General features: G+C 52.1%; 21 protein-coding genes. 4 read left to right on the top strand and 17 right to left on the bottom strand.

What is annotated here, in order from left to right; genetic code table 11:
* Positions 1-837: 837 nt before the first annotated feature.
* The 11 genes from HQL63_00555 to HQL63_00505 all read right to left on the bottom strand — a co-directional run bounded on the left by HQL63_00555 (position 838) and on the right by HQL63_00505 (position 12,467).
* Entirely contained in the window at positions 838-2,106 is a 1,269-nt protein-coding gene (locus HQL63_00555; protein ID MBF0175328.1) for a hypothetical protein, read from the bottom strand.
* Positions 2,107-2,137: 31 nt separating this feature from the next.
* Positions 2,138-2,953, bottom strand: coding sequence for a radical SAM protein (locus HQL63_00550; GenBank protein ID MBF0175327.1), 816 nt, complete (start codon positions 2,951-2,953; stop codon positions 2,138-2,140).
* Positions 2,896-3,537 (bottom strand): cobalamin-dependent protein, encoded by a 642-nt coding sequence (locus tag HQL63_00545; protein ID MBF0175326.1) that lies wholly within the window; start codon positions 3,535-3,537, stop codon positions 2,896-2,898. Before HQL63_00545 ends, HQL63_00550 begins: the two co-directional genes overlap by 58 nt.
* Before the next feature lie 242 nt (positions 3,538-3,779).
* Positions 3,780-5,165: a hypothetical protein gene (locus tag HQL63_00540; protein MBF0175325.1), complete on the bottom strand. Its 1,386-nt coding sequence runs from the start codon at positions 5,163-5,165 to the stop codon at positions 3,780-3,782.
* 190 nt (positions 5,166-5,355) lie between these two features.
* A complete protein-coding gene (locus tag HQL63_00535; protein MBF0175324.1) occupies positions 5,356-6,552 on the bottom strand; it encodes an acyltransferase in 1,197 nt (398 codons plus the stop codon).
* Between the two features lie 50 nt (positions 6,553-6,602).
* On the bottom strand, positions 6,603-6,971 hold the full coding sequence (locus HQL63_00530) for a DUF2304 domain-containing protein (GenBank protein MBF0175323.1): 369 nt from the start codon (positions 6,969-6,971) through the stop codon (positions 6,603-6,605).
* Between the two features lie 9 nt (positions 6,972-6,980).
* Positions 6,981-7,703: a glycosyltransferase family 2 protein gene (locus HQL63_00525; protein MBF0175322.1), complete on the bottom strand. Its 723-nt coding sequence runs from the start codon at positions 7,701-7,703 to the stop codon at positions 6,981-6,983.
* Between the two features lie 67 nt (positions 7,704-7,770).
* A complete protein-coding gene (locus HQL63_00520; protein ID MBF0175321.1) occupies positions 7,771-9,060 on the bottom strand; it encodes a radical SAM protein in 1,290 nt (429 codons plus the stop codon).
* Between the two features lie 258 nt (positions 9,061-9,318).
* A complete protein-coding gene (locus tag HQL63_00515; GenBank protein MBF0175320.1) occupies positions 9,319-10,344 on the bottom strand; it encodes a glycosyltransferase in 1,026 nt (341 codons plus the stop codon).
* The gene (locus tag HQL63_00510; GenBank protein ID MBF0175319.1) at positions 10,337-11,803 is read right to left on the bottom strand and encodes a radical SAM protein; all 1,467 of its coding nucleotides are present in this window, start codon (positions 11,801-11,803) and stop codon (positions 10,337-10,339) included. The genes HQL63_00515 and HQL63_00510 overlap by 8 nt, the downstream gene beginning before the upstream one ends.
* Before the next feature lie 25 nt (positions 11,804-11,828).
* Positions 11,829-12,467: a methyltransferase domain-containing protein gene (locus HQL63_00505; GenBank protein MBF0175318.1), complete on the bottom strand. Its 639-nt coding sequence runs from the start codon at positions 12,465-12,467 to the stop codon at positions 11,829-11,831.
* A 241-nt stretch (positions 12,468-12,708) separates the two neighbouring features.
* Here HQL63_00505 and HQL63_00500 point away from each other — a divergent pair, with 241 nt between their 5' ends.
* Positions 12,709-13,680 (top strand): GHMP kinase, encoded by a 972-nt coding sequence (locus HQL63_00500; GenBank protein ID MBF0175317.1) that lies wholly within the window; start codon positions 12,709-12,711, stop codon positions 13,678-13,680.
* Positions 13,681-13,701: 21 nt separating this feature from the next.
* On the opposite strand, the gene HQL63_00495 is transcribed toward HQL63_00500, so the two are convergent.
* The 4 genes from HQL63_00495 to HQL63_00480 all read right to left on the bottom strand — a co-directional run bounded on the left by HQL63_00495 (position 13,702) and on the right by HQL63_00480 (position 16,850).
* Positions 13,702-14,643, bottom strand: a complete 942-nt coding sequence (locus HQL63_00495; protein ID MBF0175316.1) for an electron transfer flavoprotein subunit alpha/FixB family protein — start codon at positions 14,641-14,643, stop codon at positions 13,702-13,704.
* Entirely contained in the window at positions 14,640-15,401 is a 762-nt protein-coding gene (locus HQL63_00490) for an electron transfer flavoprotein subunit beta/FixA family protein (GenBank protein MBF0175315.1), read from the bottom strand. Before HQL63_00490 ends, HQL63_00495 begins: the two co-directional genes overlap by 4 nt.
* A gap of 271 nt (positions 15,402-15,672) precedes the next feature.
* Positions 15,673-16,356 (bottom strand): thiol:disulfide interchange protein DsbA/DsbL, encoded by a 684-nt coding sequence (locus tag HQL63_00485; protein ID MBF0175314.1) that lies wholly within the window; start codon positions 16,354-16,356, stop codon positions 15,673-15,675.
* Positions 16,357-16,415: 59 nt separating this feature from the next.
* On the bottom strand, positions 16,416-16,850 hold the full coding sequence (locus HQL63_00480; protein ID MBF0175313.1) for an OsmC family protein: 435 nt from the start codon (positions 16,848-16,850) through the stop codon (positions 16,416-16,418).
* 618 nt (positions 16,851-17,468) lie between these two features.
* Here HQL63_00480 and HQL63_00475 point away from each other — a divergent pair.
* The 3 genes from HQL63_00475 to lipB are packed head-to-tail and all read left to right on the top strand — an operon-like array spanning position 17,469 to position 20,206.
* Complete coding sequence (locus HQL63_00475) at positions 17,469-18,602, top strand: bifunctional oligoribonuclease/PAP phosphatase NrnA (protein MBF0175312.1); 1,134 nt, start codon at positions 17,469-17,471, stop codon at positions 18,600-18,602.
* 3 nt (positions 18,603-18,605) lie between these two features.
* Positions 18,606-19,571, top strand: coding sequence for a lipoyl synthase (gene lipA / locus HQL63_00470; protein ID MBF0175311.1), 966 nt, complete (start codon positions 18,606-18,608; stop codon positions 19,569-19,571).
* Positions 19,568-20,206, top strand: a complete 639-nt coding sequence (lipB, locus tag HQL63_00465; protein MBF0175310.1) for a lipoyl(octanoyl) transferase LipB — start codon at positions 19,568-19,570, stop codon at positions 20,204-20,206. Before lipA ends, lipB begins: the two co-directional genes overlap by 4 nt.
* 160 nt (positions 20,207-20,366) lie before the next feature.
* Here lipB and HQL63_00460 read toward each other — a convergent pair whose 3' ends face one another.
* Both HQL63_00460 and HQL63_00455 read right to left on the bottom strand, forming a co-directional pair.
* On the bottom strand, positions 20,367-21,824 hold the full coding sequence (locus tag HQL63_00460; GenBank protein MBF0175309.1) for an NAD(P)-binding protein: 1,458 nt from the start codon (positions 21,822-21,824) through the stop codon (positions 20,367-20,369).
* Between the two features lie 268 nt (positions 21,825-22,092).
* Entirely contained in the window at positions 22,093-23,232 is a 1,140-nt protein-coding gene (locus HQL63_00455; protein MBF0175308.1) for a radical SAM protein, read from the bottom strand.
* Between the last annotated feature and the right edge of the window lie 428 nt (positions 23,233-23,660).

Here is a 23,660-nt window from a genome sequence, read left to right as displayed (position 1 = left end):
TTCATTGCAGCGGCCACAGGAGTTTCCAATCCGCCAGTGGCTTCAACGACCGCTAAAGTAGGTTTCAGTGTTTTGACAAATTGACAAAGGGAGGAAATCCCATCCATGTTATTGGAAAATGAGCAACTTTGCCCAGAAGGGCGTACAGCTAAATCCAGGCGGTCTTTGCTCACGTCCAAACCGATAAACACAGGAGTCTCACTGGGTGCGTTCATATCTTCATCTCCCATCCTTGCAAATACGGGCTCGAAGCCCAAGCAACTGTTCGGGTTAGTGAAGGAAAATGGTGTGGCGACCGGCGCTGGACCACGGTTTCTTAAACCAAGAGGGCAAGGATCTGCCACACCAGGATGCGCTTGGATGTTCAATTAAACAGGGTGATGTGCAACCATCATGTCCTTTGAGTTGGGTTTTTTTAGGCATGGCCAAATCTATCGTCCGGTGTATTCTCTTTGGCGACTGGAGGGAGTGGAATTTTCCATTCCACTCCCTGACTCACCGTCTCGACGAGTTTGGACTGAGTTATCCCTTGGCAGGTTGCTCCCCAGCAGAGCCTGCCTCCGTTTCGCCCAGTGGTACGAATCATATCAAACCAGCGTTCATTTTTCCTCGGATCCAAGATACAAGGGGGCTGGCTCCCTGGCGGGTCCAGGGCAGCGCCCTGGTGGGGTTCGGGGGGAGCCCCGACGAAGGCTTTCCTGTGTCCAGGCTTTTCTGGTAGGGGTACTGAACGGTTGCCTGACAAAGGCTTTCATGTCAAAGTTTTTCCCGAAAGGGTTCTGAGTAGTTATCTTTGTTTTTCAAGGGTATTTTCTGGGGACATAGCCGAGACGATGCTCATAGCCAGGAAAGCTGACTTCTACAAGTGTCAACGCCGAATTTATTGTGGATAAACATCCATATCTCATTAAAAACTATCGAAGAAGATAAGATCATGAGAGGTATTAATGGTATGCGATAGCGAGAATCATAATCAACGTATTGTGTACCATAAAATATAGCATAGGACAGCATAACAAACAGCACCCACCACGTAACATGCTTTTTTTTGTCAGACCAACAACTCCAAGGCGAGGCCGAGTAAATGCCTGCAAATCCAGAAAAGGAAAAAATCAATAGGTTTGATGCGTTGTGAAATATGCTGTGGTTTTTTGAGATAACCTGGAGGTAGTAAAAAATTTTCAACAGAGTGATTGTTGTAAAGTCAATAACTGTAACTGGGGGTGGTTGGTATGTCTCTTCTTTTAGATATACAACGATGCCAGTTTTATATTCATTACTTAGTTGGGTGAAAGATGGGTGTAAGATCTTCAGGGGAAGCAATTCAGGATCTTTCATGAGCCATCCCCATAATAACGATAATATTAATCCTGATACAATAAGTAATGCTAAAATAAATCCCGCTACTCTTTTATGAAAAACTCTATCTTTATCAAATAATGTGGGGGTTATTAATATAAAGACGATAGAAAAAAATAAAATGGGGATCCCGCTTGGTCTAAAAAAAAAGGATATTATCGCCATGATAAGTCCACTCCATTTAACCATAGAATTGTATTTTGTCATATGGACGCTCGTTAGGAGAAGCATAAAAACCAAGCTTGCTAAAAATGTATAAATTATATCAGACAATACCCACGTAATCCATTGTAAGTATTCAGTTGAAGTCATGAAAAGCAATGAAGAAAAAATCAAGGCGGATCTTGTATTAACGACCTTCAATATGGCCTCAATCGTCATGATTATTGTCAGATAGGCGGCGGCTATGTTGGTGTAAACAAGAAATGCTTTCCAGTCATTCACTGCAATTGATTTCATTTTTCCAATTAAAGCAAGCCAAAAATAATAAAATAATTGCGACTCTATAGACGATTTAAAATAGATTGAGGGATTAAAATTTGATCTTATAAGTACGTCGGCCGATTCAGAAAACCGCACAGTGTCACCTGATGTTTGCACGTCACGGAAAAAATATGTTGATATGAGAAATGCCCCAATCAAAATATAGAATATGATGCGGATATAGAGATTTACACCTCTGCTTCCACATTGGAGAATCCAATATAGACCCGCCTTGAAAGACGAACTTGAATAGTCTGCTTTCATAATAACTCGATTCACAGATGGCGTGTTGGTGTTAGTAATAAAGAATATAGCGAAATGCCATTCTTATTTTTAAAAGCATAGGTGTTTTTATGGCGTACCATTTTGATAATCCGGCAGCATAGAATAGTTCATAAATTAAACGCAAAAATATTTTTGGCAAGAAATACATAAATTTAAAACACATATTGCAGTAAAATAAAACTGGAAACTTTACTAGAGCTGGAAACAAACAAAAAGTTTTATAAATAATGTCGTGTTCGTTTTTAGTAAAATTTAATGGACTTCTTGAAAAATAGTTTCTTGGCAAGATGGAGTTTTGATAAAAATAACCATGCTTAATACTGTATTTTGTAAGGTCAACATTCGGGTAAGGGATAAAAATGTTGGCTAGGGATAGGGATGGCTGAGATTTAATGTTGACTTCGATGGTTTCTTTTATTTCGTCGATCGTTTCGCCTGGAAGTCCTATCAAGTTGGAAACGCGGAACGGGATCTTATGTTTGTGAAGACACGCGGATGTTTTTAAAATTTGTTTTTTTGTCATAGTTTTTCGCAAGATATTCTTAAGCATCTCATCGTTTCCAGACTCAATACTCCATGTTACATTGCGACAATGACTCGCCACCAATGCTTCAGCAATATCCTCAGTTAGAAGGTTTGCCCTAATATTACATGTGTATGACAGGTTTAATTCCGGAAACTTTTCAGCAAATTCAAAAAACCATTTTTTATTAATAATAAAGATATCATCATTAAAATGAACATTTTTTAAAGGATATTTATCTTTAACTAAATTGATTTCTTCAAGGAGATAATCAACGCTTTTTTTCTTATAACAGGCCCGCAATTTTTGAGCATATCATTGTATTTGCGGTTGAAACAGTAACTGCAACGGTATGGGCACCCTCGTCCTGAAAAAAACTGCTTAGACGGTAAATTGCGAAGCAATGAATCGTTATTGTAAACTAAATCTCGGTCTGGAAAAGGCAGGCTGTCAGGATTTATTAGAGGAGAAAAATCTGTTGGCGGACTCATACCGTTTACAAAAATGTTGCGAATGGGTTTAAATCCATTTAAAATAAACTCGTGGAAAACAGTTTCTCCTTCACCTATACAAACGGCATCAATTGTTGATCCTGAAACAACAAAAGGATCGAATGTAACGCCATGCCCCCTAATCACAGATTTGATGTTTGTGTGTAGTTCTTTAATCTTCTTGTCAAAATCTATAATTCTTGGAATGGATGCTGTAAAAGAAGAGTATAAAAGGACATCTGGAGGATTATTTTTAATCATAAAGATGGAATTTCGTAAATGCATCCGTTTTACATACCCAACATCGATCCCGTTTTTTTTTAGCATCGCTGATAGCGAGTAAACGCCGTGTTGGTCATTAAATATGTTTAAAAACTCAACAAACATTGCTTTCATTATTTTTTACCCAATTTTGTAACAATGCTAAATGAAGATACTGATTTGTTGGGTGACAGAGTACCGCTCCTTAATCATCGTTTCGGTCGTTCCCCCCGAAAAAGTTATTAAAAAAAAGGGCTTGATGTCCAGGATGAAGGGCTGTGCTCCTCCTTCTGACGGGGTTTTAGGCAGAGTCCCAATTTACTATGGCTAAAACGACGATTGGTGTCGAATGCCAGATGGTTATTATTGAGTATCTGTTAATACACAGGCGGAAATTTATCATAGAATTGATAGCCGTCTGTAAGTTCAAAAAAATCGATAAAATATGATGTGTATATTCCAACTCCAACAACAGCCAGTGTTACGGTATAAATTATTATTTTATTAGATTTGCTAGATGTTTCAAATGCTGTGCATGCAGCATGTGCCAGAAATGGAAGAAAACTTGGAATAAGAGCGTAACTTCTCATAAGGCCTGACCCTCTGTTTCCAACAATAACGTAAAATGTCATGATGATCCCACTTACTGTCAGGCCGACACCAAACAATTTTGACATGGTTTTGTTAAAATTTTGTTTATTGAACGCTCCATGTAAGAGAGATGCTGTCAAAATGATGCCTTGTGCAGGCATTTTTGAAAGTGATGCAACAAAAATAGACAAAATATTCCTCATCAGCTCATTAATCAAGTTTATCCATCCTGATTGCCAGGCATAGTACATCCAAATAATTGACCTGTCGTTGTTGTAATTTCCCATCCATAGACTGTTTCCAGTATAGAGATAATAGAAAACAACCCAGAAAATACCAGGGAAAATTGTTATCAAAGAAGATATTAATATTTTTGAGAAATATTTTTTGTTTTCGCTTGCATTTTTATCAAGAATTGCTCTCCAGAAGAATGCAGTAATTGTAATAGGTATATAAAGTATGGCTAAAGGGTATAGCAGAACAAGAAGTCCAAATAAAACAGATATGGAAAATATGTTATTCTTTATCAACATATCTCCGTATGCGCACTCATGGAACACCCACGCAAAATATATTGGCAAAGTAACGTTGAGGAGTGAGCAGTGTGGGGTGAAAATTATTTTAGAAACAGTTGGATTAAATATAATTAAGAGTCCAATAAAAAAGGCCAAAATTTTATTGGTGCGGTTAGATAGTATGCCGTTTTTGTCAAGAATATCCCAGTATAAAATAAATGCGATATATAAAAAAACAAAATCGCCAAATAGGTAAGCGAGGAATCCAGAAATCCACAATGGGGCGTTAAGGTTTTTACCGTTCTCTTGGTTTGATTGTTGAATGTTAAACCCTTGTTTATTATATTTTATTTGTGGATCCCACAATTTAAGCAATAGGTCGAGAGGCTGCTTGACGATGTAATATGGGATAATATGCATGGGCCTGTTTTGAATGCCAGCTCTGTTACTGCTATATAAAAGCCTGGATGGTTCGTTTGCCCACAGAAGTGCTTCGAGACCATCCCAGTTCATTGTGACGACAAATGGTCCCCACCTTAAATTTGAATATCCCCGACTGCTGGCCACATCATCGGAGGGTCGCGGACTCATCGACAAGGCTACGCAGAACACAAGCATGCAAAATACAAACGATAGGTTAATGAGACTGCTTTTCATAAACATCCTTGATATATCTGTTAGGTTTAAGGCCAATTTGTAGTCAAATCCTTTCTTGGAGAGTTTTGAATGGTTCGGGATGGATATCCAGGTGGAAGGGCTGTGCCCTTCCACCTTGCAGGGTTTGGGGCGGAACGCCAATTCACGGTGGACGAAACGATGATTGTTGCCCTTTTAATAAGCTGTGCAGTCACCTTGATTGTGTTGCGTGTCTTGCGGATATTGCAACGTCGATGACTTTCCAGACAACTTTCTGGGAAAACCCATTTATTGGCCTGTCTATGAATTTTTCAAAATAGTGCGATACCGTTATTGCGAAAAACGTTGTTAGTACAAAATAAATGACGAATGCAAAATCATGCAAAACCTTGTTCGCCTCCAATATGCTGAATAGGTAGTATCCAAAAGTAAATATAATGGATATATGTAAAAGGTAAATGCTGAACGAAACCCTTCCTAGAAACAAAGACACTTTTGAGCTGAATATTCTTTCTAGATTTTTGGAGAATAAAACCCCAAGGACAACCAAACAACTCCCTAAAGCGTAAACCCCATCAAAATTAACACCACGCATGACGTATTGCAAAGATTTTTGGTATGCTGACGGCTCTTCAATATACATGGGCATTGAGCCTAACGCGAGACCTGATAATGCTGTAAAAATGAACATTATTTCTAGGGAAAATATTTTATTCAATCTTTTTATTGCTGGAAAGTTAGTGTAAATATCTGCTAGAACCACTCCAAAAATAAAGCATTTGTAGTATATTACATAATATCCTGTTTTGCCGGCAAATGCCAAAAAAATAAAATACATAGCAAAGCGAAGTCTTGATGTGCCGAACAGGATGATAAATAAAAATACAATATATGAACCAACCAGTTCATACTGCATAGTCCAGAGGACAAGGTTTAGCAATGCGCTTCTCTCTGTAAATACACGAATAAGAGACTCTTGAAAAATATCATGGAAATAAAATTGAAAAATATATCTCTGTTGCTCAGTCTTTAACAAGCCTATTTTTACCATTTCATTTTCATGGAACAAATTAAAACGGATGCAGATAACAATAATCAGGCTTGAGGCAAACACAGGTATAGCAAGTCTAAAATACCTTCTTAGCATGGACGATACGACGTAGATTCTTGATTTTTCTTCAAAAAATTTAACGCTTAACACAAAACCACTTAGCACAAAAAACACAAATACGGCAAAAGTGCCATTGGTTAGGACGTACAAAGGCGATTTAGCTAAAAATAAGTCGATATACCCCTTTGCGACACCATGTTTTTGGGTTGAAATGACTGGGTAGAACAATGGAACGCTATGATATACAAATACAACCAATGATGCCCAACCACGAACTCCATTCATTGAGTGATGCATGTTGATAATCCAACAGAAAAAGCCTTAAATCCCGCCATGTTACAACGTAACTACTTGCCTTGCAAGCCAACCCTGCTTTCCAGATCCCTTACCCGCTGTTCAAGAAGCGCCAGATTTTGAATCGTTATCTTGCGCTGATTAAACGATACTGTTAATGCCACTGTAAATTGAATGCACAGCAAAAAAATCTCAACAATTGCAAAAAAGAAAAAGAATGAGGCAGGGTTCATGATGCCAAAAAAGATCCCGATTTCAATAAAATAATCATAAAAAAGAGGAGTTAAAATAAATAAAATGCTGCTTCCCAGCCAAAGGATGGCATACTTTTCACGAAACATGTGGCGCTGAATCAAAATCAACACCATGCCAAGGAACAATAAACCCAATACAATGATGAGAAAAACCTGTCTTGGGGTCACATCCTTACCTTAATGCAACTTCATGGTCATGGCGAGAAAAATAGAAATGGTCATCTTGACGAGATAATAAACAGGCTTCAGAACTCCCTGGTGCATGGATTTGCCTTGACTTGCAAACATGCGCAAGGGCTTCTCAATGATGCGAAACCGTTTTCGGTGCAAGATGAGGAGAATGTTAGCATCGGGAAAATCATCAGGGAAGGGATGCCGACACAAAAAATGCAGAACGGACCCCGATAAAGCCTGGCATCCTGTGGTGGGGTCCGTGATATGCATGCCCGTCAAAAACCGGATGACAAAACGGTAAAACTCCTGACCCATGCGACGAAACCTGGGTACCTGGTAACTTTCGGCATCCAGGAAGCGGCTGCCAAGGATGACATCCGCTTCGCCATTCTGTAGGGGCAGCAACAGATCGATGGCTCGCACCGGGTCATGCTGCCCATCACCATCCAGTTGCAAGACTCCCGCGTAACTGTTTGCGACCGCGTACTTGTATCCAGTCAACAAAGCACTGCCGTAGCCAAGGTTGACGCAGTGGCGAACAACCGAGGCTCCGGCAACTTCCGAACACAACGCAGTTTGATCATGAGATCCATCGTCGATGACGAGGACGCCAAACCCCCGCTCCACCATCGGACGGATCACGCTGGCAATGGAATGCTCCTCGTTGAAGGCTGGAATGACCACCAGATACTGATCAATCGCCACATCTTCGGCAGGACACACCATTGAACCTGTTTCCCCGCGATGTTATCCCATCGACTTGACTCGGATGCACCACAACATATGAGACATGTTATGAGGGGTAGTCCTTACTCAACTCCGGATAGACGACCTTGCCGGTCTCCTTTTCGTATTTTGTCAGGTCTTCCCGAAATTCCTGAATGGTAAAGTGTGGCTTTTGTTTCAGGAGGTTGTAATAGACATTCATGAAGTGTCTGTCATCAGCCAGGAAACAAGCGTGATAGGCGCCGAACGGCGTATGGTCCAATGCCCTTTTCCGGATGACCTCCAAAGGCTCCTCCATGACACTGCCCATATAAATGTGCATGTTGGCGCAGTTCAATACATCCCCGTAAGGGGTCATATTGATCATCTCTTTGGTGCCGGGACAGCCGAACTGCTTGCCGTAATTGTAATTAAGGTGTCTTTGTACCCAGTTGTAAGGACGGATCAACTCGTGGTAGTTCTTGATATCCTCGTCATTCATCATCACGTCTTTGTCTTTGAAGTTGCCGACACCCTTCGCAAACAGTGTGTTGATGAGCAGTTTCTCCCGTTCACAAAATTCCAGCAACGTGCGGTAGTGCTCGGTATAGATGTTTTCCTTATGGACCACTGAGTTGATGATCACCTTGATGCCATATTTCCGGCACAAGGCAATGCCTTCCATCACCTTGTTGAAGCTGCCATAGCGCACCCGAAAAAGATCGTGTATCTCAGCGACACCGCTGTCCAGGCTGAAATTGATCGTATCGACACCAAGGTTAGCACATATCTTGGCTTTCTCCTCATCGAAGAGAAATCCGTTGGTCGAAATGACGATATGGTTGTACTTGGATTGGCAGGCTGCAATGATTTCGGCCCAGAACTGGGAGACAAAGGGCTCACCCCCTTCAAGGCCGAAGGTGGTGGCGCCCAGCTTCATCGCCTCCTTGACGACTCTTTTGTAATCCTCTGGTTCCATCTCACGGCGTTTGCTGCTCTCATCCAGTCGAATACAGAGACAGTGGTGGCAGCGAAAATTGCAACGGTAGGTTCCGGCAAACTCAATGCCTCTCAGGACATATTTTTTTAATTTCAGGAAATGATACGTCTTTCCCAGCAAAACGTTCCGTGCCAGGCGAAAGGGATAAAACGGCTTGGACCAATGGATGCCGTAGCGGAAGCGAATCCTCCACAGCGTCAGAAATTTTTTCAGGGGATCCTCTTCCCGAATTTTAACAATCTGCCGTCTCGCGGTTTGTTCCTTGGCCTGTTGCAGCATGTCCATGACACGAACACGATCCGCAGGATCCTTGAACACCTTTTCGACATCAAGACTCATGGCGTCCAGAACACTCTTTTTTGGATCGAACTCACCCATGTTGCCCATTGATTCACCTGTAAAAATTTAATAACACCGGGCTTTGAGGACACACGCGCCCCGGCAAGACAGCACCGATACGCGCAACCACGACAGTGACCCATTCCGCAGCGCAGTCCGTTTGGATCCTGGCTTTGTGGGTACGCTGACTGGGATTCTGGTGTGGATACCCGTACCCTTGCACCCACCCGGACCCTACTGGGTGCGGATCTTAGATGCACGAATACCCCTTTGCAAGAAAAATAACAAACCACTCTTTCAGTCGGTTTTTGGGTGATGCTGGAGGGATACCCGGATTTTTTCCCTTCTCAACAAACCAACCACCTCCCCCAGCGCGTACCCAAAGTGTTGCACGACAAAGATGATGCATACGTGCGCCATCAGGTCGAGACGACTGTGCCGCCAACAGAGGATAGCAGACAAGATGGCAATCGTGGGGACATAGAGCAGTGGCAGCCCAAAGAGCGGAGAGAAGGGAAACAGAAGCAGTGTCGCCATGCCGGCCAGGAAGAGGAGGGGAAGCAGATAAGCCAGGCTCCACATGGCGGGGTGGCGTTTGAGAAGGCGGGCCCGGCCTCGACCATAGCGGAACATGTTCCGGCTCCAGAGCGCCGGGGTGGCACGCAGTTTGTGGAATACCGGCAGCTCGGGGATGTAGATCAGGCGATGACCGGCCTGGCGTAACCGATAGTTGAGGTCGGCGTCTTCGGCATCGCTGCCCAGGGTCGCGTCAAAGCCGCCTATCTTCAGGAGCGGCTCCCGGTCATACAGGACGTTGAGCGTCGCGAGGCTGGAAACCTCTCTGGCTTCCTGGATGCGACGCCCCTGGACGCTGTTGAAGCTGCCGGCATAGGAGTCCATGGCGATGCTGATGGCCTGGATGAAGGGAGGGGCGTCGGGGAGGGGAACATTGCCCCCGCCCACCGCCACGACGGTGGGATCCCGGCTTTGCTGATCCTGAAAGTGATGGACGAGGCGTTCCAGCCAATCCGGGGAGGCCTCGCAATCGGCGTCGATGAAGGCGACATGCCGGAACCGTGCTGACAGCAGGCCGGTGTTGCGCGCCACGGCTGCGCCCCGGCGCGGCTCCGTGATCCAGCGAACATGTGCCTGTTGCCGGGAAAAGGTGTCCAGAATTGCGGTCGTGCCATCCTGGGATCCCCCATCGACCACGAGCACCTCAAAGTGCGCTGCCGGATAACCCTGGGCCACCAGGGTCTCCAGACAGCGGCGCATATGGCCGACTTCATTCATGCAGATCACCACCACGGAAACGTCAATCATCGGCAGCGCTCCCGGAGCGGTGGCGGAGGAGATGCAGAAAGAAAGTCTTTGCCGAAAGCAGGGTACGATACCCTTCGGTTGGATGGCACAGGGCTTGCCACAATTTCATGAGAATATAGCGGGGGCGCAGGTGGTATTTTTTGAGATAGTGGTCACAAAGTTCGACGATCTCCCGGGCGGAGAGGGTCGGCGTATCCAGGATGCAGTTGTGATTCCCATCCGGGGTCAACCATTGGGTGAAATCAGTGGTCTTGAGGTAGTTGTTGGTCAGGGCCCAATCGTAGGCCTCCGTGCCGGGATAGACGAAGAGCGGGTAGAACTGCATGCTGTCGCAATTGGCGCGGGTGGCGAATGCATAACTGATGGCGACCGTCTCCCGGGTGTCGCCGGGGTTGCCGACCATCATGCAGCCATGGACCATCAGACCGGCGTTTTTGGCATCACGGACAAATTTTTCATACTTTTCCAGTTTGGCGTGTTTGCCCATGCCGTCCAGAATTTTTTGGTGGCCGCTTTCAAATCCGACGGTAACCAGGCGACAGCCGGCCTGCTTCATGAGGCGCAACAGGTCGGGGTGGACATCGCCACGGACATTGCAATACCACTTGATCCGCATGCCCCGCGCCAGGATCTCCTGACAAATCTGCCGGACATGGTTGGGACTGGCGGTGAAGCAGTCATCTTCAAAACCGACCTCCCGCACATCGGGAAGGTTTCGTTGGATGAAGGCCAATTCATCCACGACGTTCCCGGCGGAACGGACCCGATAGCGCCGGGAGTGAAAGACTTGTGGATAAACGCAAAAAAAACAACGATGCGGGCAGCCACGTCCCGTCATGATCTGCACCAGCGGATAGTTGGCGGCGGCAAAAAAATAGTCTGCGACGCGCAAATGTTTCGCGTAGACCTCGCTCACAAACGGCAAGGGGTCCAACGCTTCAAGCAAGGGACGTCGGGCATTGCGGAAGATCGTCTCACCCTGGCGGTAGGCCAGGCCGGGCACCTCCTGCAACTCCCGCCCCTTTTCCAGGGCATCCGCCAGATCGGGCACGGTGGCGTCATACTCGCCCAGGGCGGCGCCATCGACGGCGGCGCTCAGGGCAATACTCTCCCGGGGTAAAGCTGACGGGTGCGAACCGACCAGCAGGGTAAAGGTTTTCGGGAAACGCGCCTTGATCTTCTCCACCACCTGGACATCGTGGAGTATACTGGGCGTGCTGGTATCGATCACCACCAGCTCCGGTTGCCACGAACCCAGGACGGAAAACAGATCTTGTAATGAGTATGCGGATGCGGCGCAATCGATCAACCGGACGGCATGTCCGGCCTGCTCTGCGGCTCCGGTGGCGTAGGCCAACCAGATGGGAAAGTAAAGCGTTCCCCCCTTGGTGACGGCGGGGCTGCGGGACGCCCGGGAAAAACCCGGTAAAAATGGCGGATTCAAAAAAAGAATGTTCACCAATGAAACGGCTTTCCCGGGTCGCTCAAGGAGTGGGGAGGCTGGCGTGACGCTGAAACAGCAAAATGCGGAAAACATCACCAAAGACAGGTCTGTTTGCCACGACAGTAAAACCGTGGTGATGGAAAACATCGACAAAGTCGGCGATGCGATAGTTGTATTCCAGCATGTTCTCTTCCCCCTTGATGAGCTCCGCCAGACAGGGCAGAACCCTGCCCCAGAAGGAGCCATGGTTGGGCTGGATCAAAAGCACGAAACGACGGCTCAATGCCATCATTTGCGCGGCCATGGGTTCAAAGTGGAGAAAGTGTTCCAGCATGCCATCGCTCGTCACCAGGTCGTAGAGGTTGGACTCCTCCATGACGTTTTTTTCGATGGCGTTGAGTCCGCGTTCCTGGCAGATGGCCACTGCTGTAGGGGAGATGTCGATTCCCAGGCAGTTGAAGCCCATGCGTTGGTACATGGCCAGAATGTGTCCAGGCCCGCACCCGACTTCCAAAAGTTGCGTGGCTTTTGCGTCAAGATTTTTCAGGACATGACGCAACCCTGCCTCCTTGGCGCGAAACATGTGCTTGCCCAGACGGGAGATGCCGGGGTTGTGTCCTGTCGCCTGCCAGTGCTGCTCCCAGCGTTGGTCAAGTGCCTGTTGCCAAGATTTTGCCATTCCCGAAAGGCCTGTATCCCATTGCCATGACTCTTTATCCTGGGGCGACGGTAGCACAGGGGCATCGTCATTGTCACCCACGACGCAGCAAGCATCGCTATTCAGCACCCCTTCAAGAAGGGCTTTGACATGAAAAATTCTGTCAGGGCTTCGCCCCGAACCCCACCAGGAGGAAGGGCGCAGCCCTTCCTCCTGGACCTCCATCCCAGTTTTTCAATCGTTTTTCAGGAGCGTACCGGGCATGATCATTACCCGAACCCCGCTGCGGGTCAGCTTTGCCGGTGGCGGCAGCGACATGCGTGACTACTATGCCGCACGCCCTTACGGCGCCGTGGTCAGTGCCACCATCCAGAGTTACATGTATATCGTCGTTCACCCCTATTTTCATGACAAGATCCGCATCAAATATTCAAAGACCGAAGATGTCGATTGTATTGACGAAATTCGTCACCCTCTGGTGCGGGAGGCGCTGCGCAAGGTCAAGTTGGGAGCCGGTGTCGAAATTGCCTCGTTTTCGGATGTTCCGGCTGGCACCGGGCTTGGTTCTTCCAGCGCATTCACGGTGGGTTTGTTGCACGCACTCTACGCCTTTCAGGGAGAAGCGGTGACCCCTGACCGGTTGGCTGCGGAGGCCTGCCAGATTGAAATCGACAGACTCAAGGAACCCATCGGCAAACAGGACCAGTATGCATCCGCCTTTGGTGGGGTCAACTATATCCGTTTTGCCAGGGATGAGACCGTCCACGTGGCTCCGGTATCCCTTGATCAGGAGGGTCTGCGCAGCCTTGAAGAGAAACTGTGTCTCTACTACATCGGCAACGATCGTGCAGCCGGAACCATTCTGGCTGAGCAGCGCCAAAACTTGCACAAACCGGACAAGATGGCCTGCATGGACAAGATTACCGCCCTGGCTGACCAACTACGGGACCATTTTCATCTATGGCAAGTGGATCGATTGGGCCAAATATTGACTCAGGGTTGGCGATACAAGCAGGAGATGGCGGCTGGCATCAGCAATGCGCGGGTGGAGGCTTTCATGGCCGAGGCGCTACGGCTCGGTGCGACCGGCGGCAAGCTGTTGGGGGCAGGGGCTGGAGGGTTCGTGCTGCTCCAGGCGGACAACCACCCGGAGATTGCCGCACGTTTGTCCTGTCGCACCCTCCCTTTTCGCGTGGCGCAGGAGGGTTCCAGGGTGATTGCCCAAAATTTATGACCCCAGCTTCTCAACAGCCCCTCAACTCTTCGCTCCAAGAGTTTGTATCAACTCTGGTATGGCCTCATACAGATCGGCTGTCAATCCGTAGTCGGCGACGGAGAATATGGGGGCGTTGGGGTCGTTGTTGATGGCTACGATGGTTTTGGCGTCTTTGATGCCTGCCAAATGTTGGATGGCGCCGGAGATGCCCAAGGCGAGGTAGAGATCCGGGGCGATGATTTTGCCGGTCTGGCCCACCTGCCAGTCGTTGGGTGCCAATCCGGCGTCAACAGCGGCGCGGGTGGCGCCGATGGCAGCATCCAGATGGTGGGCCAACTCCTCAACGGGGGCAAAGCTGCCTCCGGCGGCCAGGCCATGCCCGCCAGCGACCACCACTCGGGCCGACAGCAGATCCCGCTGTGTGTGGGGTGAGGGTTCGAACGCCACATGGCGGGTGAGGCGGCGACCGGGAGAGACGGGAACGACTTGTTGCGGTGCTGACCCTTGTTGCATCGGGGCCGCCGGGAAGGCGCTTGTGCGGATGCTCAGGAGGATGGGTTGGCCATGCGGGCGCACGGTGGCGCGGATGTTTCCGGCATGGATGACATGTACGAAAACATCCTGGTCCAGAATTTCGACGACGTTGCTGACCATGGGAACCCCCAGCAGGGCAGCCACGCGGGGAAGCAAACTGTGCCCAAACGTGTTGGCGGCTATGAGCAGATGGGTATGATCCGCGACCAGGGCGAGGATCAGATCGGCAAGGTTTTCCGGCATCTGGAAGGCGAGTGTGGGGTGATCGGCGAGCAGGACTTTGTGGCTTCCTGCCAGGGAGGCTGCCTGCCGGGCGGCTGGGATACAATCCGCGCCAGCCACCAGGATGGTGGGTGTCCCCAGCGAAGTGGCTGCGGTGAGAACGTGGCGGGTTGCTCGGGTCAATGCCCCCTGCTGGTCGAGTTCTGCGATGACGAAAGGTTTTATCGCCACAATCCGGCCTCGCGCAAATGCTGGACCAACGCAACTGTGCTGGTGACGCGCCGACCCGGTGGACGTGGGGAGGGTTCGGCAAGCGCGAGCAACTCGATCCGCGGGGCCGGGACGATGCCCCATGCATCGATGGGCAGATGTAAAAGGGGCTTGTTGCGCGCCCGCATGATGGCGGGCAGGCTGGCGTAGCGGGGCTGGTTGAGGCGCAACTCGACGGTGATGACGGCAGGCAAGGGCAGGAGCAGCCGCTGCCGACCGCCATCCGCTTCTCGCACCACCTGAATCTCTTCGGTGGTCACCCGTTCCAGCGCGGCCACGCAGGTGGCCTGGTTCCATCCCAGCAGCCCAGCCAGCATGGGGCCAGTCTGGGCGTGGTCGCCATCCACGGATTGTTTGCCGGCCAGGACGATCCCGGGTTGTTCCTGTTCGACCACTTTTTGGAGGCAGCGGGCCACCTCCAGTGGTTGCAGGGTTTGTGGTGTTTCGACCAGAATGGCCCGATCTGCGCCCAGGGCCAGGGCTGTGCGCAGCCCCTCGCTCCAGGCGGCGGGACCGACGCTGACGGCCAGAACCTCACTGACCAGGTTGCGCTCCCGCCAACGAACGGACTCTTCCAGGGCTATCTCGTCAAACGGATTGAGACAGGTGCGAACGCCGACGAGATCCAGTGCGCCGGTTTCCGGATCCAGGCGAACCGGATGGACCGGGTCGGGAACGCTCCTGACCGGAACCAAAATTTTGCAACTATTCACTCAATGATCCAGTTTTTTGAGATTGACAGGGGAAGAATTTAGGGAAGAAGATGGAGAAGAAAATAAAAATCGTGGGTGATTTGCTGGTGGGCGGCAACGATCAAATCCCGGCTTGGTAAGGCGGCCAGGTAGCTGATGATGCTTGTCTCAAGGTGGATGCGCGGTCTCATGTCGTTGTTTGCAATCGAACCGGACACGAAAAGGAGCGGTTCCCGACGGACTTCGAATCCTCGCGGACCTGCCAGACGCCGGAAACCCCTTTTCCGAGAACTCAATGTTCAGACAATGTTTCCACGATGGCCAGCAGCCGGTTCCAGTCACCACCGGTGTGTGAGCCGTGGACCAGATAGCGTCCATTCACCACGACCGAGGGCGTTCCCGTGATGCCGAAAGCGTGGGCCTGGGCTTTGGCCTGGGACACTTTGGCCACGACGCCGAAACTGCTCATCTGCTCCTTGAAGGGGTCGACTTTCAAACCGATCTCTTCGGCCAGAAAGGCGATGACATCCTGGTTTTCAATGTCCAGGCTGTCAACGAAGTTGGCTTTGAACAGGAGATTTTTCATCTCTTTGCCCTTGCCCATGAAGAGGGCGGTAAAATAGGCTCGAACTGGCCGATCCGATTGAGGTTCGAAGGCCATGGGGAGGGAGTGGATGTCAAAACGCCCCCGATTTTTTTCCGCCCAAACCTCGAACACGGCATGCAGATGGAAACAATGCGGGCATTTAAAATTGAAGACCTCCGATATTTGGGGCTTGTTGCCCGGGATGGGGGAGGGATTCTGGATGCGGATATAGTGTTGCCCGGGCACCAGATCCGCAAAGCGTGGCAAGGATGAGGTGTTGGCTGCCGGGGGCGCGATCGGGACTGCCTTTTCGCCGGTCGCTCCCGTTTCAGCCTGCGCCGACGGGGGGATGGCCACGAGCCAGGCGATCAGAAGCGCCCAGAGGGACATGGAGCAAAATCGAAACATGGCTTGAACCTTGGAGCAAAAGGCCAGGAGGGGAAGGGGTGTCAGGATGTTGCCGCAGCGTGAGGGTCGATCACCTCGTAACTGGATTCGATGACGGCGGTTTTGCCGAGCATGATGGATGCCGAACAATATTTTTCTTCCGAGAGCCGAATAGCCCGTTCCAGGGCCTGGACAGGGATGTCGCGACCTGTGATCTTGTAGTGGACCTTGATTTTAAGGAAAACCTTGGGATCATCCTCGGCTCGTTCGCCTCGGATGGAGAGCTCCAGATCCTCGACCGTGTGGCGCCCCTTGCGCAAGATTTGCAGGACATCGATGGAGGTGCATCCGCCCATTCCGATCAGAAAGAGCTCCATGGGACGGACTCCCATATCGCGTCCACCGACGCTTTCGGCCCCATCCATGACCACCGTGTGGCCGGAACCGGACTCCCCCAACATTTGAATGCCTTCGATCAACTTGACGCGCGCAGTCAGTTCCGCCATGCCAGATCTCCCGATACATTGAACCTGCCGATTTTTCCACCGTTATGGGTCCGGCGGACCAGAAGATATTGTTGCCTGGTAACTATTCAGCACCCGACCACGAATCGGGGTCCAGGGGGCTGGCTCTCTGGCAGGTCCAGGACAGAGTCCTGGTGGGGTTCGGGGCGAAGCCCTGACAAAGGCTTTCATATCCAGGCTTTTTTTGAAAGGGTGCTGAATAGTTACGTTGCCTGATCCAAAACGACCCTGCCGCCTGCGCAGGATGCCGCAGATCCCGGGGCAATGGAAAGGGAAATCCGTGCGCATCCATTCACCACCCGGTCACGCACCGGGGTCCAGGGGGCTGGCACCCTGACAGGGCCTTGCACAGTGTCCAGGAGGGGGCCGGGGCAAAGCCCTGACAAAGGCTTTCATATCAAAAGTGGATCGTGGCCTTGGGTATGCCCATGTCAAATGCGATTGCCCTGCATGATCTCTGGACAAAGGTGGTGGTTTGCCGGGACAATCCACGGGCGTGTGCCCTCGGATACTGTGGGCCGTTTGTACCGGGTTCGTTGCATGGGATAAAACAAGCAGTCCAGGGTGCTGCACCCTGGCCAGGGGGTGGATATGACCCAGAAAAATGCCGGGGAGGAGTCTCCACCACCGTGTTCACCCGCCGGCGATGTCGGCGAGGAGAAAGCAGCCGAATTGCGGCGGTTGTTGCAGGGGCGCAATGGGGAGCGACATGCCGTGATATTGCAGGATTTTCCGGATCCTGATGCCATCTCCAGCGCTTTTGGGTACAAATTGTTGTCGGAAAATTTTGGCATCGAGGTGGAACTGCTTTATGCAGGCCGCATCAGTCATCAGGAAAATTTGGCTCTCATCAACTTGTTGGACATTTCCCTGACCCAGTGGAAGGAGGCGGAGATTCCTCGGGGCCGCTATCAAGGGGCCGTGTTTTTTGATAATCAGGGGACCACGTCCCACATGACGGAATTTTTGGAACGCGCCGGGGTGCCGGTGCTGATGGTGGTGGATCACCATGTGGATCAGGAGCGGTTGCACCCGCAATTTTTGGATCTGCGTATGGTGGGGGCAAGCGCGTCGATTTTCACCAGCTATCTTCAGTGTGGCCTGCTGGAGTTGAAAAACTCACGTTCGGATCATCGGCGTCTGGCTACGGCCTTGATGCATGGCATCATCTCCGACACGCATGCCCTGGTGTATGCCAAACCGTTGGATTTTCATGCGGCCATGTTTCTCCAACCCCTGGTGGACCAGTCTCTGTTGTTTGAAATCATGCACCAAAAGAGAAACCACAAGGTCATGGAGGTGATTCGCATCGCCTTGGCCCATCGCGTCATGCGGGAAAATTTTTGTATTTCCGGCATAGGTTACCTGCGTTCCGATGATCGGGATGCCATTCCCCAGGCCGCCGATTTTTTGATCACCGAAGAGACGGTCCATACGGCGATCGTCTACGGCGTCATCACCTACCCGGAGGGGCGGGAGGTGATCCAGGGTTCGTTGCGCACCAACAAGCAAACTCTTGCCCCGGATGCCTTTCTGAAAGAGGCTTTGGGACAGGACGAGGAAGGGCACTATTATGGTGGCGGCAAGAGCAATGCTGGAGGGTTTGAAATTCCCCTGGGGTTTCTTTCCGGTCATGATGACCCCGCCTTGGCCGATGTCAAATGGGAGGCTTTCAGCAACAAGATTCGCCACAAATTTTTTCAAAAAATGGGTGTGGAGTCCTGAGATATGGCTATCGGACAGCGCACCGGGCCTTCCCAGGGGGTTGGTTCTCTGGCCGGCAAACCCCACTGGCTCAAGGTTCGGGCGCCGACTTCGGAGGGATTTCGTTCGGTGCAGGAAGTGGTGCGCCGGCACCGGTTGCATACGGTCTGTGAATCGGCTTCCTGTCCGAACATGGGAGAGTGCTGGCATGCCGGAACGGCCACATTCATGATTTTGGGCAATCTCTGCACCCGTCGTTGCGCCTTTTGCGCCGTGACCACAGCCCGGCCTGGACCTCTGGATCCAGATGAGCCCGTGCGGCTGGCAACGGCTGTTCGGGAGATGCGGCTTGCCCATGTGGTGATCACATCGGTTGATCGGGATGATCTGCCGGATGGGGGAGCGGGCCAGTTTGCCGCCTGTATCGCGCAATTGCACACCCTGGATATCCAGCCGGTGGTGGAGGTGTTGACCCCGGATTTTCGTGACAAACCAGGCGCCCTGGAGCAGGTGGTGGCAGCCGGACCGACCATTTTCAACCACAATATCGAGACGGTGCCGAGGCTCTATGCCACGGTGCGGCCAGTCTCTGGCTACGACTATTCGCTGGGGGTTTTGCGGCGGGCGGGGGATCTCGCTCCCGGTTTGGCGATCAAATCCGGGTTCATGGTCGGGCTGGGTGAGCAGGATGACGAGGTGGAGGCGTTGCTGGTCGATTTACGTCAGGCCGGCGTGACCTTGTTGACCGTGGGTCAATACCTGCGCCCCTCCCTGGCGCACCATCCGGTGCTGTCCTACCGTCCCCCCGAGTGGTTCGCACAACTGCGGGAACGGGCCCTGGCTCTGGGTTTTACCGGGGTTGCGAGCCACCCTTTGGCGCGCTCGTCGCATCAGGCACGACAGCTTTATGGCGCCTCCTCCCAAGTGGCCGCAGCACAGCTTTATGGCGCCTCCTCCCAAGTGGCCGCAGCGCGGCAATCGGATCGATGAATGCGTTTCGCCTGATCCGGCATGAGCGGCAGGCCTATGCCGACTCCCTGGCCGAACAACGGCGGATTGTGGAGGCGATTCTTGCCGGACACTCCCCCCATGCGCTGATTTTGACCGAGCATATGCCAGTCTATACCATGGGACGTTCCGGTCGGCGGACGGAAGTGCTTGATGCATCGCCGGTGGGGGAGTCCATTCCGGTTGTGGAGACCGACCGGGGCGGTCGGGTCACCTATCATGGTCCGGGGCAGCTGGTGGCCTACGTATTGTTTGACCTTGGGGCGCAGGCCCGGGATGTGCGGCAACATGTGTGGCGTCTGGAGGAGTGTGTCATCCAGACCCTGGCCGTTTTGGGAGTGACGGCGGTCCGGGATTCGGCTGGCCCGGGGATCTGGGTGGGAACGGCCAAGATCGGCGCCCTTGGCGTGCGGATCCGGCGCCGGGTGACCTCGCATGGGCTCTCCCTCAATCGGGAACCGGATCTGCGCCACTTTGCCGGGATCATTCCTTGCGGGTTTACCGATCGACCGGTGACCTCTCTGGCGGCGTTGGGATACCGGGTGGATCGGGAAACGCTCGAAGAGATTTTCCTGCGGGTGTTTGCAGGGGTTTTTTCCGCATGCTGGGTGGAGTAGAGTTCTGTTCAGCACCCGGCCACGCATCGGGGTCCAGGGGGCTGGCTCCCTGGCAGGGCCTGAGACAGAGTCCTGGTGGGGTTCGGGGCGAAGCCCTGACAAAGGCTTTCATGTCCAGGCTTTTCTTGCAAGGGTGGCGAGGAGTCTCCATGTTCATGTGTCAACCGTCCATGCAGGAGAAAGATCGGTCCAGGCCGGCTCCGATCGGCCCGGATTGGCCGGCAAGTCGGTCGGCAAGCTTCCCGGCCTGGTGGAAGAGGTCGTGGAGATGGAGATAAGTGAAGGTGCCATTCCGGCCAAAGAGATGAAGGTTGGCAAAACCACCCAGATATTGCCGCAGGGTAGCCAGCGCCGGGATGCTTGCAAGGTCCAGGATCGGGTAGGCCTGGACCATACGGTGGCTGGCGGCGCCCATGATGGTGCTTGCCTTGATCAGCTGCAATTTTTCCAGATGAGTGGTCATCATTGCCGTCAACTCTTTGGTGGAGGTGGTCCACAAGGGATCACGTCGTTGGCAGGGGATCTCCAGGACCAGGGAACTCCTGCCGACCGGGGCCATGGCCACGGAGCGGTTTTTGGGTTCACAAGCGCGCGTAAAAGGGATCTGTTTATCGGGAAAATAAAGGGAGCCATGGTTCGAGACCTGGTCGACATCAAGAAATAGGGCCAGTAGCACCACATGGCGAAAACGCAGGGCGCCGGCAGCGGCGAGAGTGGCTGCTTCCGGTGCTGGATCAAGCATTTTGACCAAGTGGGTGATCGGAAGAGTCGAAATGACCTCTCGTACCGGCTGCCGCTGCCGGTTGCCGGCGATCTCAACTGCGGTGATCCGTCCTTCCCGATGGAACAGGCGGGTGATCGGTGCAGCTCGGCGCAGCCCCCAACCCGGCACGGGACCAGCGGCGGAAGCCTGTTCGACCTCCCGTACCAGGGCATGGACGAGATCACCGATGCCATCACGGGGATAGAGGAAAGCATCATCCAGGTGGGTCACATGGCGCCTTTTTCCCAGCAGGGCCTCCCTGACAAGGCCGCTGGCCGTCAAGCCCTTGATTCGAGAACCAGACACCGCCGACGACAAGAGATGGGCCGGGATCCCCCAAAGTTTTTCGGAATATCGACAAAGGAACCTCTCGGCGATGTAAGTGCCAAAAGCCGCCTCCGCCTCGCATCGGAAACTGGGGGTTGACCGGGAATCAGGCAGGGAAGGACGTTGCAGCCAGTCACGCAAGGCCCGCCACCCCTCCACTGCGCCGAGATTGCCAACAAGATTGAGGGAGGTCAGGGGAAAATCGAAACGTCGCCCCTGGTCGAGAATCTGGCTGGGCATATGAATCCGGCTCAGCTTTCCAGGCATCAGTGCCCGTAATGCTTTGGTCACCTCCGGGTTTTTGTCGTGGAAACGATGGGCGCCGGAATCATAGCGAAAGGGGCCGTGCTGAAAGGTCATGGCATTTCCGCCCAGGATGCGGTCTTTCTCCAGGAGCAGGTAATGCTCTCCCCGGCGAACAAGCGACCAGGCAATCATGAGACCGGCGGCGCCGCCACCCAGGATGGTAAAAGGGGGGGCAGATGATGCGGTCCATGGGGATATGGATCGAAAACTGTGATCAGCCATCATGGCCTCCTGCCATTGTCCATGGAGCTACAGCGTGAGAGATCATGGCAGATCTTTCCTGTTGCGCCGGAGGAGAACTCCGACCGTAACTGTTCAGTACCCCTTCAAGAAAAGCCAGGACAGGAAAGCCTTTGTCAGGGCTTCGCCCCGAACCCCACCAGGGCGCTGCCCTGGACTAAGCCAGGGAGCCAGTCCCCTGGATCCCGATTCGTTGCCGGGTGCTGAATGGTTACTGACATGGGGTGTCTGATCGATTACCTCCGCCCTTTCAGGGAACGGGCGGATCGGCGGAAAATCCTGCGCCGGAGGACCAGCGACCCAGTGTCAGATTGAGTTCCTGATGGGAGGGAACAAAGCAGGCTCGACAGGTGGTGGTCTGCCCGCGCAAAGCCGCATAAGCCGACGATTTCCAGATTTCGATCACGCCCTGGTCAAACACCGATCCGCTGGAGATGCCCTTCTCCATGAAAGGAAGGCAGGGATGAACCTGCCCCTCCGGTCCGATGACCAGGCTTGCATAGCCGGCAAAACAGGGACCGGGAAAGGGACGGTCAGCAAAAAAATCCGGCAAAGTGTCGATCAATCCGGCGGAAATGTCGGCCTGACCGGCTGCTTCCCGGGTTCGGAGTATTTTCATGGCAGTGCGTGCCTCTTCCTCCGTCCAACCCGTCCTCCCCTCCCTGGTGTCGTCCTTCTTCCCGGATGGGGTTGTGAAACCAAAGGTCGGGCGCACCGGCACCAGGGAAACGGTATCGGCGCCAAGTTTCCGTGCCAAGTCAAAAGTCTCCGAAAGTGTCGGCAGGGATGGGCGGCTGATGACAGAGGCCAGGGAGATACGACTTTCGGCACCGGTGCGGCGCCGGGCGGCCACCAGCCATTTCAGCGCCTGGCAAGCTCCTTGAAAAGCGCCTGGACCACGCAACCGGTCATTGATCTCCGGGTCGGAGCTGTCAAGGGATACGGCCACCGAGGTCGGACCGATGCGCAAAAGCGCATCCGCGATCTTTTCGGTCATCGGCAGACCATTGGTATTGAGGTGAAACGGCAACGACAAGTCGCGGGCCACGGAACAAAGATCAAGGATCCAGGGCAACAACAGAGGTTCACCACCGCTGAAGGCGATGCCGCTGACGCCAAGACGGTTGAGTTGGCGTAAAACATCGGTCCAGGCAGCCAGATCTCCGGTTCCCTTTTCCACCGCAGTTTCGGGGCGACGAATGCCACACATGAAGCAGCGCAGGTTGCAGCGAAAGGAAGGGGAAACAACAGCGACCACCGGTCCACACAGAGGTCGTCCAAGACGCCGCGACAGGGGGATCGCCAGCCCCTTCACGGCCTGACGAACCAACCAGCCGACATCGCCTCTCTTGAGATGGAGCCAGGCGGTATGACGGTAACGTTCGCGCATGTTCCTCGAAGCGAGGGCGATCCGAAACCAGCCACGTTGCCGGAGACGCCAAATCCCCCATCCAGACATGATGCGGGCGGACTCTCAGCAAGTCAAGTCTGTATAACTTCCGTTCAGGGCAGTCGCATTTGACATGGACACACCCGATGCCATGATCGCTTTCCAGAATGCGGACGCACTGCAGGTGTGAAAACAGGGATCGGCGGCACGTTCTTTACAATTGCGATTTCCCTGATAGTTTCTTTTTCCGGATGATCTTTGTGTTTTGTTTCTGATACTCTGCTCCTGAGGCAGGTGTGTCTCCATCGCCCGAATCCAATCGTCATTCACCGAAACATCCGTCCTTTTCGACATGGCGCGACCGGCGGGTTGCACAATGCGGGAGTGAGCCAGGCAGGGCTGACGATAAGACCCGGAAAAAATGTCCC

It is taken from the genome of Magnetococcales bacterium (assembly GCA_015231175.1).
In the GTDB taxonomy this organism is placed as follows: Bacteria; Pseudomonadota; Magnetococcia; order Magnetococcales; family DC0425bin3; genus HA3dbin3.
The sequence above is the reverse complement of the archived record's forward strand: the minus strand, read 5'-3'. Positions and strand labels throughout refer to the sequence as shown.

Bases quoted from the DNA above. Each gene is read 5' to 3' on its own strand.
- HQL63_00555 (MBF0175328.1), bottom strand. From the start codon at position 2,106: ATGAAAGCAGACTATTCAAGTTCGTCTTTCAAGGCGGGTCTATATTGG.
- HQL63_00545 (MBF0175326.1), bottom strand. From the start codon at position 3,537: ATGAAAGCAATGTTTGTTGAGTTTTTAAACATATTTAATGACCAACAC.
- HQL63_00540 (MBF0175325.1), bottom strand. From the start codon at position 5,165: ATGAAAAGCAGTCTCATTAACCTATCGTTTGTATTTTGCATGCTTGTG.
- HQL63_00535 (MBF0175324.1), bottom strand. From the start codon at position 6,552: ATGCATCACTCAATGAATGGAGTTCGTGGTTGGGCATCATTGGTTGTA.
- HQL63_00525 (MBF0175322.1), bottom strand. From the start codon at position 7,703: ATGGTGTGTCCTGCCGAAGATGTGGCGATTGATCAGTATCTGGTGGTC.
- HQL63_00520 (MBF0175321.1), bottom strand. From the start codon at position 9,060: ATGGGTGAGTTCGATCCAAAAAAGAGTGTTCTGGACGCCATGAGTCTT.
- HQL63_00515 (MBF0175320.1), bottom strand. From the start codon at position 10,344: ATGATTGACGTTTCCGTGGTGGTGATCTGCATGAATGAAGTCGGCCAT.
- HQL63_00505 (MBF0175318.1), bottom strand. From the start codon at position 12,467: ATGGCAAAATCTTGGCAACAGGCACTTGACCAACGCTGGGAGCAGCAC.
- HQL63_00500 (MBF0175317.1), top strand. From the start codon at position 12,709: ATGATCATTACCCGAACCCCGCTGCGGGTCAGCTTTGCCGGTGGCGGC.
- HQL63_00485 (MBF0175314.1), bottom strand. From the start codon at position 16,356: ATGTCCCTCTGGGCGCTTCTGATCGCCTGGCTCGTGGCCATCCCCCCG.
- HQL63_00475 (MBF0175312.1), top strand. From the start codon at position 17,469: ATGACCCAGAAAAATGCCGGGGAGGAGTCTCCACCACCGTGTTCACCC.
- lipA (MBF0175311.1), top strand. From the start codon at position 18,606: ATGGCTATCGGACAGCGCACCGGGCCTTCCCAGGGGGTTGGTTCTCTG.
- lipB (MBF0175310.1), top strand. From the start codon at position 19,568: ATGAATGCGTTTCGCCTGATCCGGCATGAGCGGCAGGCCTATGCCGAC.
- HQL63_00460 (MBF0175309.1), bottom strand. From the start codon at position 21,824: ATGGCTGATCACAGTTTTCGATCCATATCCCCATGGACCGCATCATCT.
- HQL63_00455 (MBF0175308.1), bottom strand. From the start codon at position 23,232: ATGCGCGAACGTTACCGTCATACCGCCTGGCTCCATCTCAAGAGAGGC.